The following is a 15431-nucleotide window of genomic DNA, read 5'->3' as shown; positions in this document are numbered from 1 at the left end:
CCTGCCCATATCCATGTCACCCGTGTCCGTCGTCCGTGTCCGCTCGATCCGCCCCGCGAGGTGCCGCCGTGCGTCCGTCCGTTCCCGTCGCCGCCGTGGCCGTGTCCGTGCTGCTGCTCGCCGGGTGCAGTGAGGGCGGCCACGGGGGTCGGGGGCCCGTGGAGGGGGCCACGAAGGGAGCGGCCGGTGCGCCGCTGGGGGACTTCAACGGCGACGGCTACGACGACTTCGCCACCGCCATCCGCCCCACCAGCGCCTCCCGGGGACCGCTGCCCGCCCGCCTCGCGGTGGTCTACGGCTCGGCCCACGGTCTCGACCCGCGCCACCACCTGGTGGTCGACGGCGCCGAGGACGACTATGTGGGGCCCTTGCTGCGGACCGACCTCGACGGGGACGGATTCGCGGATCTGGTGGTGGCGCGGTTCCGGCACGGGAGTTCACCGGGCGCCGAGCGGGTGGGGCAGACCGTCGTGCTGCGCGGCGGCCCCCGGGGGCTGGCCGCGCCGCGCCCGCTCGGGGGCGGCGCCGCCGGACTTCTGGCGCTGGCCGCCGGGGACTTCGACGGGGACGGCGCGGCCGACCTGCTGGCCTCGACGGCCGACGGCCGGGGCGCGGTACGGGTGCTGTACGGGCCGTTCGGCACCGGGACCCGCCCCGCGCGTACCACCCCGCTTCCCACCGACCGGCCCCGCCGCACCGCGCCCGCCACCGCCACCGCAGGGGACTTCGACGGCGACCACCGCACCGATGTGGTGCTGACCTACCGCTACGACGTCGGACAACTGGATCAGCCGGATCAGCCAGCGCAGCCGGATCGCCCGGACCAGCCGGAGCCCGACGACACCGCCCCCCTCGACACCCCTGTCGCCCACTACCGCGGTGGGCCCGAGGGCCTGGTGCGGGACCAGCGGCCCGAGGCGCGCCTGGCGCACGCCCTCGGCACGGAGGGCGGTCCGCGCGAGCCCGCGGCCGGGGACGCCGACCACGACGGGATCGACGATCTGCTCGCACCCGGCCAGGGGACCCTCGGCCCCGGCCGGCACCGCGGCTCCGGTCGGCTGACCGTCGTCCACGGCGCCAGGTCCGGGCTGGGCCGGGGGCGTTCGGACCTCACGGTCGATCAGTCCGGTCCGGGCCTGTCCCGCGACGCGCGGCGCGGCGACGGCTTCGGCGGCTCGCCGTCCGTCGGCGACATCACCGGCGACGGCCGCCCCGACCTGGTGGTGGCCACCCCGGAGAAGAACGACGGCAACGGGCGGCTCACCCTGCTGCCCGGCTCACGGCACGGGCGCGGCGGCGAGTACGACCCGGCCGCGGGGGCGCGCGAGGGGGACGGCGGGGTGCAGGCGCTGGACCTGGACACCCCGGGTGTGCCCGGCCGGCACACTCCGTACGGCTCCGATGCCTTCGCCCCGCAGCCGCCGCTGCTCGACGTCGACGGGGACGGACACGACGACGTGATCGCCGCCGCGCCCGGCTACGGCCGGGGCAGGACGGGCGGCTTCTGGGTCTTCCGGGGCACCGACCATGGCCTGTCCACCTCGGACGTACACCGCTTCACCCCCGCCGACCTGGGCATACGCTTCCGTACGGCCTAAGGGTCTGTCCCCGCCACCGGCCCGGAATAACGGCGGACGGTGGCGGGGTTACCGTCGATGTGGCATCTGCCGACGTAGGGAAGCGGGTAACGCAGGCATGAGCACTAGCACCGTTCAGCTCACCAAGGACAACTTCGACGAGATCGTGTCCGGGAGCGAATTCGTACTGATTGACTTCTGGGCCTCCTGGTGTGGGCCGTGCCGGATGTTCGCACCCGTCTACGAGAAGGCCGCCGAGCGCCACCAGGACCTGCTGTTCGCCAAGGTCGACACCGAGGCCCAGCCCGAACTGGCCGCCGCCTTCGACATCCAGTCCATCCCCACGCTGATGATCGTGCGGGACAACATCGCGGTCTTCGCCCAGCCCGGCGCCCTCCCCGAGCAGGCCCTGGAGGACGTCATCGGCCAGGCCCGCGACCTCGACATGGACGCGGTGCGCGCCTCCGTCGCCGCCGCGGCGAACGAGAAGCGGGCCATCGACGAGGAGAAGGAGCAGGCGGTCGCGGGCGAGGAGAAGGCATCCGGCGACCGTGGCTGACCTGCTGCTGGTCCGGCACGGCGAAACCGAGTGGAGCCGGTCGCACCAGCACACCAGCTGGACCGACGTGCCCCTGACGCCGCGCGGTGAGCAGCAGGCGCGCTCCCTGCGTCAGCGGCTCGCCGTGCGGAAGATCGGGCTGATCCTGGTCAGCCCCATGGAGCGAGCCGTGCGGACCGCACGGCTCGCCGGGCTCGAGGACCTCACGGTCGAGCCCGATCTGCGCGAATGGGACTACGGCGGCTACGAGGGCATCACCACCGACGAGGTCCACCGCACCCGCCCCGACTGGGACCTGTGGACCGACGGCGTCCCGCCGGGCGGCCCCGACCACCCCGGGGAGTCGCCCGAGGGAATCGGCGCCCGGGTGGACCGGGTGCTCGCCCGGATCGCCCCCGAGCTGGCGGCGGCGGACGGCGCCGATGTGGTGCTGGTGGCGCACGCCCATGTACTGCGGGTGCTCACCGCCCGGCGGCTGGGCCTGCCCCCGTCCGCCGGGGCGCTCTTCCGGCTGGACACCGCGACCGTGAGCCGACTCGGAACTGAGCATGGTCGCCCGGCCATGGTCGCCTGGAACGTAGGCTCGGAATCGATCTCCGGGCAGGGGGCGACCGACAGCGGTGGCACCCCTGCCGGGTGATCGTCTCCGACCCGTATCTCACGTCCGGCCTGTCATCACCGACAGATGGACGTCACCGACAGGAAGCAGGGAACAGCGAGCATGGCTACGACGCGTACCGCGCACACCGTCTGGCAGGGCAATCTGGCCGAGGGCAAGGGGACCGTCACCTTCGACTCCTCCGGCATCGGTGAGCAGGCGGTCTCCTGGCCGTCCCGCGCCGAGCAGGCGAACGGCAAGACCAGCCCGGAGGAGCTGATCGCGGCGGCCCACTCCAGCTGCTTCTCGATGGCGCTCTCGCACGGCCTCACCCAGGCGGGCAACCCGCCGACCCAGCTGACCACCCAGGCCGATGTCACCTTCCAGCCCGGCACCGGGATCACCGGTATCCACCTCACCGTCGAGGGCACGGTGGAGGGTCTGGACGAGGCCGGGTTCGCCGCGGCGGCCGAGGACGCCAAGAAGAACTGCCCGGTGAGCCAGGCGCTCGCCGGTACGGAGATCACCCTGTCGGCGAAGCTGGCCTGACGTTCTCCATGCGCTGTAGCAGTCCCCAGGTGAACTCCGCCACGTAGTGGCGGAGTTCACCGTTTTCCGCCTCCGGTGCGTCGAAGGCGAGCCGCCAGCGGGTGGGCGCCGAGCCCTCCATGGGGCGTGCGGGCGCGAAGGCGCGGGCCACCTCGTCCACCGTGCAGGACCAGGGCACGAGGTCGTCGGCCGTACGCAGCCGCGGTCCGGGCGCGCCGGGAGCGCGTACCAGCCACTCGTTCCACACCGCCCCGTTCGGCGCGGTGAGCACCTCGAACCGCAGATCCGGCCACAGCGGTACGGACCAGCTCAGCGCCTCGCAGGTCAGATCGCCGATCCGGCGGGTGGCGGTGGACTCGGGCGGGCCCAGCACGGCGCGATAGCGGGCGACGGCCGAGCGCCGCCGGGGCGAGCGCTGCATGGCCTGCCAGCGGCGGTTGGCCTCGCGCATCACCGCACGTCCGAAGCCCAGCTCGCGCAGTGCGTCCTCGACCAGCCCCGGCTGATGGTCGGCCATCCGGCGCAGCAGCACGAGGACGAAGGGGAAGGGGGCGGGGAACGAGTCGGCCTGAGGGAACGAACCGGGCGCGGAATCCATGGCTCCTATCGTGGCGCACGGTCGCGTCGTCCCCGTCCCGGGGCCCATGACGTACCGGCGGCGCGCGTGCTCACACAGCGTGCCTTTGCCGGACCATTGCCGGGAGAAGTCCCCTCCGCATAATCTGTGTTCGCGATACCGGCCATCAGCCGGAATCTCGAACGCTTGCCATCTGAACCAGAAGGGGAGGGCGAGCACTATGGGACGCCTGGTGCCCGCGGTGACTCGGGCTCTGGACATACTCGAGCTCTTCCTGGACGGAGACGGCACACTCTCCGCACCCGAGATCACCCGTCGGCTCGGACTGCCCCGTACGACGGTCCACGAGCTGGTCACCACTCTGGCCGCCCGCTCCTATCTGGTCCAGGTGCCCGACCAGCCCGGCCGCTACCGGCTCGGGGTGCGGCCGTACCAGCTGGGCAGCCGCTACGCCGAGCAGCTCGACCTGGCCGCCGAGGGCCAGCAGGTGGCCCGGAGCGTCGCGGAGACCTGCGACGAGACCGTGCATGTCGCGATCCTCGAGGGCATGGACGTCATCTATATCGCCAAGGTCGACTCCACCCACGCCGTCCGCATGGTCTCCGCCGCGGGCCGCAGACTGCCCGCCCACTGCACCTCGGTCGGCAAGATGCTGCTCGCCTCCCTCCCGGAGGACGCCCTGGACGCGCGGCTGTCCGGTGATCAGCCGCTGGTCGCGATGACGGACAACAGCATCACCTCCGCCGGTGAACTGCGCCGCCACCTCGACGCTGTGCGCGAGCGCGGTGTCGCGGTCGAGCAGCGGGAGTCCAACCCGGATGTGAACTGCGTGGCGGCCCCCGTACGGGACTCCACGGGGAGGGTGGTCGCGGCGCTGTCGATCTCGGTGCCGACGATCCGCTGGAGCGAGGAGCGCCAGACCGAGTTGGAGGGTCTCGCGGCCAAGGGCGCGGGAGAACTGTCGGTGCGGTTGGGACATCGGAGGCGGGACATATGAGCACACGGCCGTCGCTCGAGATAGCGGTGCGCGCGAGCGCCGTGCTCGGTGAGGGACCCACCTGGGACGCCGCCGCCGGGCGGCTGATCTGGGTGGACATCCTCTCCTCCCGCGTCCACGGCTACGACCCCGCCACCGGCCGCCGCACCACCTTGGCCACCGAGCAGCACGTCGGCGCGGCCAAGCCCCGCGCGGGCGGCGGGCTGGTGGTCAACCTCCGCGACGGCATCGGGGTCTACGGCGCCGACGGCGGCTTCGACTGGCTGCTGCGCGAGCCGGTCCCCGGCCGCCGTGGCAATGACGCCGCGGTGGCGCCCGACGGCTCGCTCTGGGCGGGCACCATGCGCTACGACGAGGCGGCCGGCGGCGGCACGCTCTCCCGGGTCGGTTCCGACGGCTCCCCTACGGAGATCCTGCCTGAGGTGACGGTCAGCAACGGCATCGGCTGGAGCCCCGACGGCCGTCTCATGTACTACATCGACACCCCCACCCGCCGTATCGACGTCTTCGATGTGGACCCCGATATGGGGGCGGCGGCCGGTGCCGACGGCCCGGCGGTTTCGGGCCGCAGGCCGTTCGCCGAGGTCGAAGAGGGCGCGGGCTTCCCGGACGGGCTGTGTGTGGACGCCGATGGCGCGGTGTGGGTCGCCCTGTGGGACGGCGCCGCGATCCGTCGCTACGCCCCCGACGGGACACTCGATCGGGTGGTGGAGCTTCCGTTCCCGCGCCCGACCGCGTGTGCCTTCGGCGGTGCGGACCTCACCGATCTGTATCTGACCTCGGCACGGGTCGGGCTCGGCGCCTCCGCACCGCCACTGGCCGGGTCGCTGCTGGTCATCGAGGGCGCCGGGCAGGGTCTCGCACAGCCCGCCTTCGCCGGCTGAGCGGGGCCGGACGGAGCCCGGCTGTCCCGGGGACACGGCCTGACAAGGGCTTTCGTACGATTCTTTGCACAGGATCCTCACCCCGCGTCCTGCTGACCTACCTGCTGGTCACATAACCTGCCCGGCGAAATGGATTACTGCTCTCCCTGCCGCCGCCATCTCAACGGAGCCGTCTCCTGCCCTGGGTGCGGAAGACCCGCCGAGGAACTCGGGCTGCCCTCCGCCGCGGCGGCGGACGCGGGGGAGGTGGGCGGCGGGGGCGATGTACCCGCGCCGCGTGCGGAGCGACGTGCGGAGCGCCGGGCCGACAGGCGTGCGGGTGCGCGTGCCGAAGGGCGGGCCGACCGGCGTGCGGCGCAGGCGTCCCATGCCGCCGGTGGCTCGGGTGGCGCTGGCGGCGCTGGCGATTCCGGTGGCGCTGGCGGCTCCGGTGGCACCCGTGCCTCGCGCCGTAAGCCCAAGTCCCGTGGCATCTTCGGCCGCCGCGCCCGTAGGGCCCGCCGGGGCCGGGGGCGCCGAGTGGCGATCATGGCGGCGGTGCTCGGCCCGGTGCTGGCCGCGTTGTTCGTGGCCGAGCTGGCCACCGAGGGGCACTGGCGGGAGTCCTCCCCGGCGCCCAGTCGGCAGGAGCCGGTGGCCGACCGCAGCGGCGGGGTGACGGATTCCGACGAGCCGGCCACCCGGGACCCGGACGACCCCAGCGCGGTCCCCTCGGCGGGGGACAGCGGGGACGGAGAGTCCGCCAAGGGCAAGGACAAGGGCAACGGCAAGGACGGCGGGAAGTCCAAGGACGGGGACGGCGACACCTCGCCCGATCCGGACGGGGGCTCGTCCTCCGATCCGTCCGACGACTCCTCCTCGGCCGCGGGCGGCCCCGGCACGACCCATCGGCCCACCCCGTCGAATCCGAGGCCCACCGCCCCGGCGACCGTCGTGCCGACGCCGACCCCGACGCCCTCGGAGACCTGCACCCGCTTCCTGTGGTGGTGCACCTAGCCGTGTCTTCCGGTGCGCCCGGCCGGGCGCACCGGAGCGTCACGGGCCGGTGGTGTCCGGTGCCCTTACGGCGCGATGCCGAGCATCCGTTTGAGCAGATCGCGCAGGATCGTGCGCTCCTCGTCCGAGAGCTCGGCCAGCGGTTCGCGTGCGAAGTCGAGCGAGCCCCGGAGCCGTTCGGAGGTGGCCCGGCCCGCCTCGGTGGCCGCGGCCAGCTTGACCCGGCGGTCGGCCGGGTCCAGACGGCGCTCGGCCAGCCCGCGGGACTCCAGGCGGTCCACGATCCCGGTGACGTTCGACGGTTCGCACTTCAGCCGCTGTGCGAGCCGGCGCATCGGCGTCGGCCCGCCGGCCAGCAGGCTCAGCACCCGGGCCTGCGCCCCGGTCAGGGAGTGCTGGGCCGCCGCCTCCTCGTACTCCTCGTGATAACGGGCCACGATGGTGCCGATGAGCTCGACGACCTCGAGGGACAGCGGATCGATGCGGGGCGTCATGCCCACCAGCGTACCCATTTACTTGACAGCATGAAATATCCAGCAGCATGATTGTTTCATCTGCTGAAACGTCGGAGAGGCTCCCTTCCATGTCCGTCATCCCCACCACCGGCCGTGAATGGCACCTGGTCGCCCGCCCCCAGGGGTGGCCGAAGCCGGAGGACTTCGCACTGCGCGAGGCCCCGGTCTCCGAACCGGCCCCCGGGCGGGCGCTGGTCCGCAATCTCTATATGTCGGTGGACCCGTACATGCGCGGGCGCATGAACGACGTGAAGTCGTACTCGCCGCCCTTCCAGCTGGACGAGCCGATGCAAGGTGGTGCGGTCGGCAAGGTCATCGCCTCCAACGCGGAGGGGCTCTCCGTCGGCGACCACGTCCTGCACTTCGGCGGCTGGCGTGAGTACGCGGTGGTGGACGACAAGAGCGCCGTCAAGGTCGACCCCGAGATCGCCCCGCTCCCCGCCTACCTCGGCGTGCTCGGCATGCCCGGCCTCACCGCCTACGCGGGGCTGCTGGAGGTCGCGTCCTTCAAGGAGGGCGACGCGGTCTTCGTCTCGGGCGCGGCGGGCGCGGTCGGCAGCGAGGTCGGCCAGATCGCCAAGCTCAAGGGCGCCTCCCGGGTGATCGGCAGCGCCGGTTCGGACGAGAAGGTCCAGCTGCTGCTCGACGAGTACGGCTTCGACGCGGCGTTCAACTACAAGAACGGCCCGGTCGGCGAGCAGCTGAAGGAGGCCGCGCCCGATGGGATCGACGTCTACTTCGACAACGTCGGCGGTGAGCACCTCGAGGCCGCCATCAGCCGCCTCAAGGTGCACGGCCGGATCACGGCCTGCGGCATGATCGCGCAGTACAACGCCACCGAGCCGCCCGCCGCCCCGCGCAACCTCGCGATGGTCATCGGCAAGCGGCTGCGGATCCAGGGCATGCTGGTCGGCGACCACCAGCACCTCCAGGACCAGTTCTTCCAGGAGGTCGGCGGCTGGATCCGCGAGGGCAAGCTGCACTACCGCGAGACCGTCGTCAAGGGTGTGGAGAACGCGGTGGACGCCTTCCTCGGGATGCTCCGTGGGGAGAACACCGGCAAGATGATCGTCGCCTTCGAGGACTGACGGACCGGGAAGGCTTTCGCGTCGAGCGGACCGACGACCCACCGGCCCGGTGCCCCTGCCACCCGCTGGCAGGGGCACCGGGCCGTGGGGTGGGTCAAGGGGTGCCGTGGGGGTGGGGCGTGGTGGGGGTGGGGGCTGGGCGGTGTGGATGTCTGCGGCGCTGTCTCGCGCCTTCGGCGCATTTGAGCAGCGGGGCAGGGGGTGGGGGCGCGGGCTGCGTCGCCGGCCGCCGGGCCGGTGGGGGCGAGCTTCGGTGGCGGCTTCCCCGGCCGGGGGCTTGGGCCGATGCCGGACAGCGGGGGTTGGGGGTACCTTCTCGAAATCGCTTGATAAATTAGTTGCTTCAGATCAAACGTTTTCAAGAAGGGGGTACCGGACCCCGGCCCGTCAGCCGACGACGCCGCGCCCCGGCGCCCAACTTCCGTCAGTCCGGCGAGGGCCTGGCCCCCGGATGACAGCAGCCGCCACCGGCGTCGCGCCCCGGGGGCCTGTCAGTCGGCGGCGTGGCCGCGCCCCGGAACCCCCGCCCCCGCTGCTCAATCTGCGCCGAAGGCGCGAGACGAAACCCGCGCCCAACCAAGCCGCGCAGCCCGGACAACCCGACTCGCCCCGCCATTGACGCACGCCGTGGCGAGATCTTACGGTCGCGTTCGGAGAAACGAGCGCTGGTCGAGATATCGAATAGCCGTGTTGGCCGTGTAGCCGCGTATTCGCGACACCCGAAGAGATGGGCCGCCATGCCGCCGCAAACCGCATCCGCTTCCTCTGCCGCTTCCACTTCCGTTTCCGCTTCCGCCCGCTTCACCCTCGACCCCGCCTTCGCCATCGGCGACGTCAACCCCCGCCTCTTCGGCTCGTTCGTCGAGCACCTCGGACGTTGTGTCTACACCGGTATCCACGAGCCGGGCCACCCGGCCGCGGACGAGGCCGGGCTGCGTACCGATGTCCTCGCGCTGATCAGGGAGTTGGGCGTCAGCGTCATCCGGTATCCCGGTGGCAACTTCGTCTCCGGCTACAAGTGGGAGGACGGCGTCGGCCCGGTCGAGGCGCGGCCGCGGCGGCTCGATCTCGCCTGGCGTTCCACCGAGACCAATCGGTTCGGGCTCTCCGAGTACATGGACTTCGTCCGTAAGGTCGACGGCGAGCCCATGATGGCGCTCAACCTCGGCACACGCGGTGTCGCCGAGGCCCTTGAGCTCCAGGAGTACGTCAACCACCCGTCCGGTACCGCGCTCGCGGACCTCCGGATCGGCCACGGCGACAAGGACCCGTACGGCATCAGGCTGTGGTGCCTGGGCAATGAGATGGACGGCCCCTGGCAGACGGGCCACAAGACGGCCGAGGAGTACGGACGGCTCGCCGCCGAGACCGCCCGCGCGATGCGCCAGATCGACCCGGACGTGGAGCTCGTGGCCTGCGGCAGTTCCAACCAGTCGATGCCGACGTTCGCCACCTGGGAGGCGACGGTCCTGCGGGAGACCTACGACCTCGTGGACCACATCTCGCTGCACGCCTACTACGAGGAGCGCGACGGCGACCGCGACTCCTTCCTCGCCTCGGCCGTGGACATGGAGTCCTTCATCGAGAACGTCGTCGCCACCTGCGACCACATCGGCGCCCGGCTGAAGTCGAAGAAGAGGATCAACCTCTCCTTCGACGAGTGGAACGTCTGGTACCAGACCCACCACCACAACGCCGAACCGCCCAACTGGGACGAGGCCCCGCGCCTCCTGGAGGACAACTACTCCGTCACCGACGCCGTCGTGGTCGGCTCGCTCCTGATCGCCCTGCTCCGCCACGCCGACCGCGTCACCGTCGCCTGCCTCGCCCAACTGGTGAACGTCATCGCCCCGATCATGACCGAACCGGGCGGCCCCGCCTGGCGGCAGACCACCTTCTACCCCTTCGCACAGGCGTCGGCCCACGGGCGCGGACGGGTGCTCCAGGTCAACGTCGACGGCCCGACGTACGAGACCGCCGTCCACGGCGAGGTCCCGCTGCTGCACGCGACGGCCGTCCTCGACGAGTCCACCGGCGCGGTGACGGTCTTCGCGGTCAACCGCGACCAGCGCCGCCCCCTCCCGCTGGAGATCGCCCTGCACGCACTGCCGGTGACCCGCGTGGTGGAGCACACCGTCCTGGCGGACGCCGACCCCGAGGCCCGTAACACCCTCGCGGACCCCGAGCGCGTCACCCCGCACCCCGGCGAGGGCACGGCGCTCGTGGACGGCGCCCTGCGCGCCACGCTGGAGCCGCTGTCCTGGAACGTCATCCGCCTGGCCTGAGCCTGATCCCGAGCCGGGACCGGGTACCTGGAATCTGGTGCCCGGCCCCGGCGGGGCAAAGCCGGTCCGCGTCAACTCTCGATTCGGCCAACTCCCTTACCCCAGTGGGGTGTTGACAGTTCCGCAAGCGCTTACTAGCTTCTTCCGGGATGGCTGCTGTCCGCCGGGGCGGTTCTGACCGCACCGCCCGGCGTCAGGGCCCGCACCGTCAGAGCCGCACCTTTGGCGATCTCCACCGGTCTTTGTGATCAGCCTGCTTGCCGCTCACCCTCACTCATTTAGCAAGCGATTACCCCTCCCGTGTGGAGATCCTCCCGATGAGAGGACTCCCCTATGCGCTCGACGCACGATCACGGCACCACGGACGGCTTCGGCGATGTCCCCAGAGGCATCCGCGTGACCAGCGTGACCAGCACGATCAACGCCACCAGCGAGACCGACGCCCTCGGCGTATCCGTCGCCGCCCGCCGCCGACGCCGGCTGACCGCGGTCGCCGCGGGCGTCACCGCGGCGCTCGCCCTCGGCGGCCTCTCCGCGGTCTCCGCCCATGGCACGGACCCGGCCGACTCCGCACGCTCCAACAGCACACGTGCCACCGCCACCCGCCCCGCCGCCGAGACCACCCCCATCGGCTTCGGCGCCGGCACCACGGGCGGTGGGAACGCCACCGCCACCACCGTGACCTCCCTGGACGCCTTCAAGACGGCCGTCACGGGCGACAAGGCCAAGGTGGTCAGGGTCTCCGGGCTGATCTCCCTCACCGGACAGGTGGACATCGGCTCCAACACCACCGTGCTGGGCGTGGGTTCGGGCTCCGGTTTCACCGGCGGCGGACTGCGGCTGAAGGAGTCGACGAACGTCATCGTCCGCAACCTCGACATCAGCAAGCCCCGGAAGCCGTCCGACGGCATCACCGTGCAGAAGTCGACAAAGGTGTGGATCGACCACAACACCTTCTCGGCCGACCGCGAGCACGACAAGGACTACTACGACGGTCTGCTGGACATCAACCACGGCTCGGACAACATCACCGTCTCCTGGAACAAGTTCGCCGACCACTTCAAGGGCAGCCTGGTCGGCCACAGCGACAACAACGCGAGCGAGGACACCGGTCACCTCAAGGTGACGTACCACCACAACTGGTTCACCAATGTGTACTCCCGCATCCCCAGCCTGCGCTTCGGCACCGGACACTTCTACGACAACTACGTCCAGGGCGCGGAAACCGGAGTGCACTCCCGGATGGGCGCGCAGACGCTGGTCGAGAACAACGTCTTCCGCGACACCGAGGTGGCCGTCACCACCAGCCGGGACAGCGATGTCGACGGCTATGCGGTGCTGCGCGGCAACGACCTGGGCGGGGCGGCCACCGAGATCTCCCGGACGGGCGGCTTCACCACCCCGCCGTACGCGTACACGGCGGAACCGGCGTCCTCGGTCGTGGCGACCGTCACCGCCCAGTCGGGCGCGGGCAGGCTCTGAAAGCCGTCAGCCCCCGGTCGTCCGCGGCGGCGGCGTGCACGTCGGGGGAGTCGGAGTCGACTTCTCCTGGCACCCCCCGACGTGTCACACCGGGCCAGTAGGCTTCGGCCCATGCGTGATCTTGTGAGTGGCTTCGGCTATCTGATGAAGGGGCAGCGCTGGGTGGCCCGGCACGGGAGATGGTGGGGGTTCGGGATGATTCCCGCCCTGATCACCCTCGTCGGATACGCGGCGGCCCTCGTCGCCCTCTTCTTCTGGACCGATGACGTCATCGCATGGGCCACGCCCTTCGCCGACGACTGGTCCTCGCCCTGGCTCGGCATCTTCCGCGGCGCGCTCTCCATCCTCTTCGCCGCCATCTGCCTCTTCCTCGCCATCATCACCTTCACCGCGGTCACGCTCCTGGTCGGCCAGCCCTTCTACGAGTCGCTCTCCGAGGAGGTCGACCGCTCCGAGGGCGGTGCGGTCCCCGAGTCCGGGATGTCGACCTGGGCGGAGGTGTGGATCGGCCTGCGCGAGGCCATCGTGCTGCTCATCCGCGTCACCCTCTGGAGCGTGCTCTTCTTCGCGCTCGGCTTCATCCCGGGCGTCGGCCAGACCGTGATCCCCGCGCTGGCCTTCTGTGTGACCGCCTTCTTCCTCACCGAGGAGCTGACCTCGATAGCCCTGCTGCGCCGTGGCATCCTGCTGAAGGAACGCCGTCACATGCTGCGCTCGCGCCGCCTGCTCTCCCTCGGCTTCGGCGTTCCGCTGTCCGTCCTCTTCCTCCTCCCCCTGATCGCGGTCTTCCTGATGCCGGGCGCCGTCGCGGGGGCGACCCTGCTGGTGCGCGATCTGACGGGCGAGGACGAGCCCGCACCGCGGGGCGAGACCGCGGCGGGCGCCTTGAACGGCGCCAACGGCGGGTCGTAGCGCCGCACGGCCCCTGAAAACCAAGCGGCGTACGGCTCAAGCGGCGCACAGCCCAAGCGGCATACGGCCGACCGGCTACCGCCCCGTGCTCCCGGGCGCCGGCCACCACCCTGCCCGCTCGACCGGGGTCGCGGGCGAGCCGGTGATCCGCGGGACCACATCGGTCACCGCGGACACCTCGCCCTTCGCGATGGCCTGGTACCACGAGATCCAGCTCTCGATCTGCACTCCGCTGATGCCCTGCCGCCACCGCCGCGCGAAGGCTTCCTCCACGCTCTCGGGGACATAGCGATAGGGCCGCCCGGTGGCCGTGGCGATCCGGGAGACCATCTCCTCCAGGGTGAGGGCCTCGGGGCCGGTGACCTCCAGGGTCGCCCCGTCGTATTCGGAGCGGGGTCCGTCGTCCAGGGCGACGGCCGTGATCACATCGGCGATGTCGTCGTGGGTGACGAAGGCGGCCCGGCCGTCGCCTCCGGGCCCGCTCACCACGAGTTCCTCATCGGCGAGTGCGGCCGGTGTGGACGCGTAGATGCCCGCCCTGAACACCGTGTGGCGTACCCCGGACTCCACCAGGAACCGCTCGGTCAGCCAGTGGTCGCGTGCGTTGCGGTAGATGGCGGTGGGCCCCGCCCCGATGAGGGACACATACAGCACCCGCCGCACCCCGACCGCCACCCCGGCCTCGACCGCGGTGGCGTGCTCCTCCAGCCGCCGCCCCAGGGGGCGCCCCGAGACCAGCACGAGCGTCGACGCGCCCGCGAGCGCGGTGCGCATCGCGGACGCGTCGGCGTATGCGGCCGGCCCCCGCCGCTCGGCCCCCGGCAGTTCGGGGATGCGATCGGTGTCGCGCCCCACGAGCAGTTGGGGAACGCCGCGCTCGGCGAGCCTGGCCGCGATCCGGCTGCCCAGCGCCCCGGTGACGCCCGTGACCGCTACCGTGGCGCGTGCCTGCTCAGACATGAGCCTTCCTTCCACGTTCAATGTACGAAGTATCTCGTACATTGCAGTGGATCACGCATGAAGGTACGGGGCAAGTCGTACAGGGGGTGTCACGGGGCCCGCCCGTCTCAACGGGTCGTCGCCGCGACCACGGTGAGGACCGAGCGGACCTGGGCGGTGATGGCCTCGCGGTTACGGACGAAGTCGGGGTCGGTGACCTGGCCGGTGGCGGGGTCCGTGTTGCCCGCGCCGAACTGGAGGACCGGGGTGTGCAGATGGCCGCCCGGGGCCTTCAGCCCGACCGCGTCGCGCAGCAGCGTGGCACGGTAGGCGATCTCGTTGGAGAGGTAGTCGCCACCACCGCCCGCGCGGGCCGTCGAGCCGGCCGTCGGGCCGTCCGGGCGGACCACCGGGGTCGTGGCGCCCGCCGGGATCTCGGTGACCTCGGTGTGGTCGTAGACGGGAACGGGACCGGTGGCCGCCGCGACGATCTTCTCGTAGGGAAGCGTGGTCGTCGTCCACTGCGGCTGCGGGCTCGGGGTCGGCACACCGGCCGGGATGGGGACGGTCTCGGTGCGGGAGACATTGGCGTTGTCCGGGTAGCCGCCCCGCCAGGCGCCGTTGGTGCGCTCGACGTCGAAGCGGCCCGCCCGGCCCTGGCTCACCGTCATGAACGCGTCCACCCGGCGCGGACCGGGACCGAAGGAGGGCAGCAGGGTCCGCTCGACCGTGCCGTCCGCGAAGTCCGCCCAGCGGACGGGGAAGACGGCGGTCTCGACGCGGGCTGTGCCGCTGTCCGTACGGATCGTCGTCCCGTCCAGCGCGAGTGCCGCCGCGCCGGAGGGGTTGGAGCGGCGTACGTCGGCGTCCAGCTGGAACGGGTCGAAGCCGGTGACCACGATGCGCTTGACCTTCGTACCGGCCGGCAGGTCCAGCGAGTCCTGTCCGCGTGAGGTGCGCTCCAGCGCGGCGAGGAGCGCGGCGCGGCGGGCGTCGGTGAGCGGGAAGCCCGGCTGCCACTGGCCGAGCGCGCGGGTCATCCCGAGCCGCGCCCAGTACAGCGGCCGGTCGTCGCCCCTGCTGAGGTCCCCGCCCGCGGGCCCCCGGCCCTGGACGCGGTCCACGGCACGCCGCCACAGCGCCCGGCCGTCACGGGTGATCACGCGCTCGGCCTCGGCGGCGGAGTGCGTGCCCGCCAGGGCGCGGGCGAAGTCCGGTGCCACATCGTCGAAACCGCTGCGGCGCAGGATCTCCTGGGGCGCGGCCTGGTCGAGCCGCTGTTCCTCGACGGTGGGGGTGGCCGCGGAAGCGGCGGTGGTCTGTGGCGCGGCCACGGCGGGGGCGGCGATGGCCAGGGAGACGGCGGCCACGGCGACCAGGGTGCATATCGGTCTCATACGGGGTCCTCTCGAATGGCGGGGAAACGACGAAGCTCCCGCCCCGCGCGAAGGCGGGACGGGAGGGGAACCGATG

Annotated in this window: 15 protein-coding genes; 11 read left to right on the top strand and 4 right to left on the bottom strand. The window is 71.9% G+C overall.

Going from position 1 to position 15431, the window contains the following annotated elements; all coding sequences use genetic code 11:
- Positions 1-68 precede the first annotated feature (68 nt).
- From AB0E24_RS14975 to AB0E24_RS14960, 4 genes are all read left to right on the top strand, one after another.
- Positions 69-1598, top strand: coding sequence for an FG-GAP and VCBS repeat-containing protein (locus AB0E24_RS14975; RefSeq protein WP_359377212.1), 1530 nt, complete (start codon positions 69-71; stop codon positions 1596-1598).
- 97 nt (positions 1599-1695) lie between these two features.
- Positions 1696-2136, top strand: coding sequence for a thioredoxin (gene trxA, locus AB0E24_RS14970; protein WP_069866158.1), 441 nt, complete (start codon positions 1696-1698; stop codon positions 2134-2136).
- Positions 2129-2776: a histidine phosphatase family protein gene (locus AB0E24_RS14965; protein WP_069866159.1), complete on the top strand. Its 648-nt coding sequence runs from the start codon at positions 2129-2131 to the stop codon at positions 2774-2776. The genes trxA and AB0E24_RS14965 overlap by 8 nt, the downstream gene beginning before the upstream one ends.
- A gap of 81 nt (positions 2777-2857) precedes the next feature.
- Positions 2858-3283 (top strand): OsmC family peroxiredoxin, encoded by a 426-nt coding sequence (locus AB0E24_RS14960; protein ID WP_069866161.1) that lies wholly within the window; start codon positions 2858-2860, stop codon positions 3281-3283.
- On the opposite strand, the gene AB0E24_RS14955 is transcribed toward AB0E24_RS14960, so the two are convergent.
- Complete coding sequence (locus AB0E24_RS14955) at positions 3258-3881, bottom strand: hypothetical protein (RefSeq protein WP_069866163.1); 624 nt, start codon at positions 3879-3881, stop codon at positions 3258-3260. The genes AB0E24_RS14960 and AB0E24_RS14955 overlap by 26 nt on opposite strands.
- Positions 3882-4080: 199 nt before the next feature.
- Here AB0E24_RS14955 and AB0E24_RS14950 point away from each other — a divergent pair, with 199 nt between their 5' ends.
- The 3 genes from AB0E24_RS14950 to AB0E24_RS45990 all read left to right on the top strand — a co-directional run bounded on the left by AB0E24_RS14950 (position 4081) and on the right by AB0E24_RS45990 (position 6737).
- Positions 4081-4857 carry an IclR family transcriptional regulator gene (locus AB0E24_RS14950; protein ID WP_093705285.1) on the top strand — a complete coding sequence of 259 codons (777 nt, stop codon included), beginning with the start codon at positions 4081-4083 and terminating at the stop codon, positions 4855-4857.
- On the top strand, positions 4854-5741 hold the full coding sequence (locus AB0E24_RS14945; RefSeq protein WP_079257488.1) for an SMP-30/gluconolactonase/LRE family protein: 888 nt from the start codon (positions 4854-4856) through the stop codon (positions 5739-5741). Before AB0E24_RS14950 ends, AB0E24_RS14945 begins: the two co-directional genes overlap by 4 nt.
- Before the next feature lie 129 nt (positions 5742-5870).
- Entirely contained in the window at positions 5871-6737 is an 867-nt protein-coding gene (locus AB0E24_RS45990; protein ID WP_435865282.1) for an SCO2400 family protein, read from the top strand.
- A 65-nt stretch (positions 6738-6802) separates the two neighbouring features.
- Here the strand turns inward: AB0E24_RS45990 and AB0E24_RS14935 are convergent, their stop codons facing one another.
- Positions 6803-7231: a MarR family winged helix-turn-helix transcriptional regulator gene (locus AB0E24_RS14935; protein ID WP_079260441.1), complete on the bottom strand. Its 429-nt coding sequence runs from the start codon at positions 7229-7231 to the stop codon at positions 6803-6805.
- A gap of 89 nt (positions 7232-7320) precedes the next feature.
- Between AB0E24_RS14935 and AB0E24_RS14930 the strand changes: the two genes are divergently transcribed.
- The 4 genes from AB0E24_RS14930 (at position 7321) to AB0E24_RS14915 (ending at position 13019) form a co-directional block, all read left to right on the top strand.
- Positions 7321-8340 carry an NADP-dependent oxidoreductase gene (locus AB0E24_RS14930; RefSeq protein ID WP_079257486.1) on the top strand — a complete coding sequence of 340 codons (1020 nt, stop codon included), beginning with the start codon at positions 7321-7323 and terminating at the stop codon, positions 8338-8340.
- 737 nt (positions 8341-9077) lie between these two features.
- A complete protein-coding gene (arfA, locus tag AB0E24_RS14925) occupies positions 9078-10625 on the top strand; it encodes an arabinosylfuranosidase ArfA (RefSeq protein ID WP_359377205.1) in 1548 nt (515 codons plus the stop codon).
- 333 nt (positions 10626-10958) lie between these two features.
- The gene (locus AB0E24_RS14920; protein WP_359377203.1) at positions 10959-12107 is read left to right on the top strand and encodes a pectate lyase family protein; all 1149 of its coding nucleotides are present in this window, start codon (positions 10959-10961) and stop codon (positions 12105-12107) included.
- A gap of 111 nt (positions 12108-12218) precedes the next feature.
- Positions 12219-13019, top strand: a complete 801-nt coding sequence (locus AB0E24_RS14915; RefSeq protein ID WP_359377201.1) for an EI24 domain-containing protein — start codon at positions 12219-12221, stop codon at positions 13017-13019.
- Between the two features lie 75 nt (positions 13020-13094).
- On the opposite strand, the gene AB0E24_RS14910 is transcribed toward AB0E24_RS14915, so the two are convergent.
- A complete protein-coding gene (locus AB0E24_RS14910; RefSeq protein ID WP_069866178.1) occupies positions 13095-13979 on the bottom strand; it encodes an NAD(P)H-binding protein in 885 nt (294 codons plus the stop codon).
- A 107-nt stretch (positions 13980-14086) separates the two neighbouring features.
- On the bottom strand, positions 14087-15355 hold the full coding sequence (locus tag AB0E24_RS14905) for a pyroglutamyl-peptidase I (RefSeq protein WP_359377197.1): 1269 nt from the start codon (positions 15353-15355) through the stop codon (positions 14087-14089).
- Between the last annotated feature and the right edge of the window lie 76 nt (positions 15356-15431).

The organism is Streptomyces malaysiensis subsp. malaysiensis, from assembly GCF_040653035.1.
In the GTDB taxonomy this organism is placed as follows: Bacteria; Actinomycetota; Actinomycetes; order Streptomycetales; family Streptomycetaceae; genus Streptomyces; species Streptomyces malaysiensis.
The sequence above is the reverse complement of the archived record's forward strand: the minus strand, read 5'-3'. Positions and strand labels throughout refer to the sequence as shown.

Bases quoted from the DNA above. Each gene is read 5' to 3' on its own strand.
- trxA (WP_069866158.1), top strand. From the start codon at position 1,696: ATGAGCACTAGCACCGTTCAGCTCACCAAGGACAACTTCGACGAGATC.
- AB0E24_RS14960 (WP_069866161.1), top strand. From the start codon at position 2,858: ATGGCTACGACGCGTACCGCGCACACCGTCTGGCAGGGCAATCTGGCC.
- AB0E24_RS14955 (WP_069866163.1), bottom strand. From the start codon at position 3,881: ATGGATTCCGCGCCCGGTTCGTTCCCTCAGGCCGACTCGTTCCCCGCC.
- AB0E24_RS14950 (WP_093705285.1), top strand. From the start codon at position 4,081: ATGGGACGCCTGGTGCCCGCGGTGACTCGGGCTCTGGACATACTCGAG.
- AB0E24_RS14945 (WP_079257488.1), top strand. From the start codon at position 4,854: ATGAGCACACGGCCGTCGCTCGAGATAGCGGTGCGCGCGAGCGCCGTG.
- AB0E24_RS45990 (WP_435865282.1), top strand. From the start codon at position 5,871: ATGGATTACTGCTCTCCCTGCCGCCGCCATCTCAACGGAGCCGTCTCC.
- AB0E24_RS14935 (WP_079260441.1), bottom strand. From the start codon at position 7,231: ATGACGCCCCGCATCGATCCGCTGTCCCTCGAGGTCGTCGAGCTCATC.
- AB0E24_RS14930 (WP_079257486.1), top strand. From the start codon at position 7,321: ATGTCCGTCATCCCCACCACCGGCCGTGAATGGCACCTGGTCGCCCGC.
- arfA (WP_359377205.1), top strand. From the start codon at position 9,078: ATGCCGCCGCAAACCGCATCCGCTTCCTCTGCCGCTTCCACTTCCGTT.
- AB0E24_RS14920 (WP_359377203.1), top strand. From the start codon at position 10,959: ATGCGCTCGACGCACGATCACGGCACCACGGACGGCTTCGGCGATGTC.
- AB0E24_RS14915 (WP_359377201.1), top strand. From the start codon at position 12,219: ATGCGTGATCTTGTGAGTGGCTTCGGCTATCTGATGAAGGGGCAGCGC.
- AB0E24_RS14910 (WP_069866178.1), bottom strand. From the start codon at position 13,979: ATGTCTGAGCAGGCACGCGCCACGGTAGCGGTCACGGGCGTCACCGGG.
- AB0E24_RS14905 (WP_359377197.1), bottom strand. From the start codon at position 15,355: ATGAGACCGATATGCACCCTGGTCGCCGTGGCCGCCGTCTCCCTGGCC.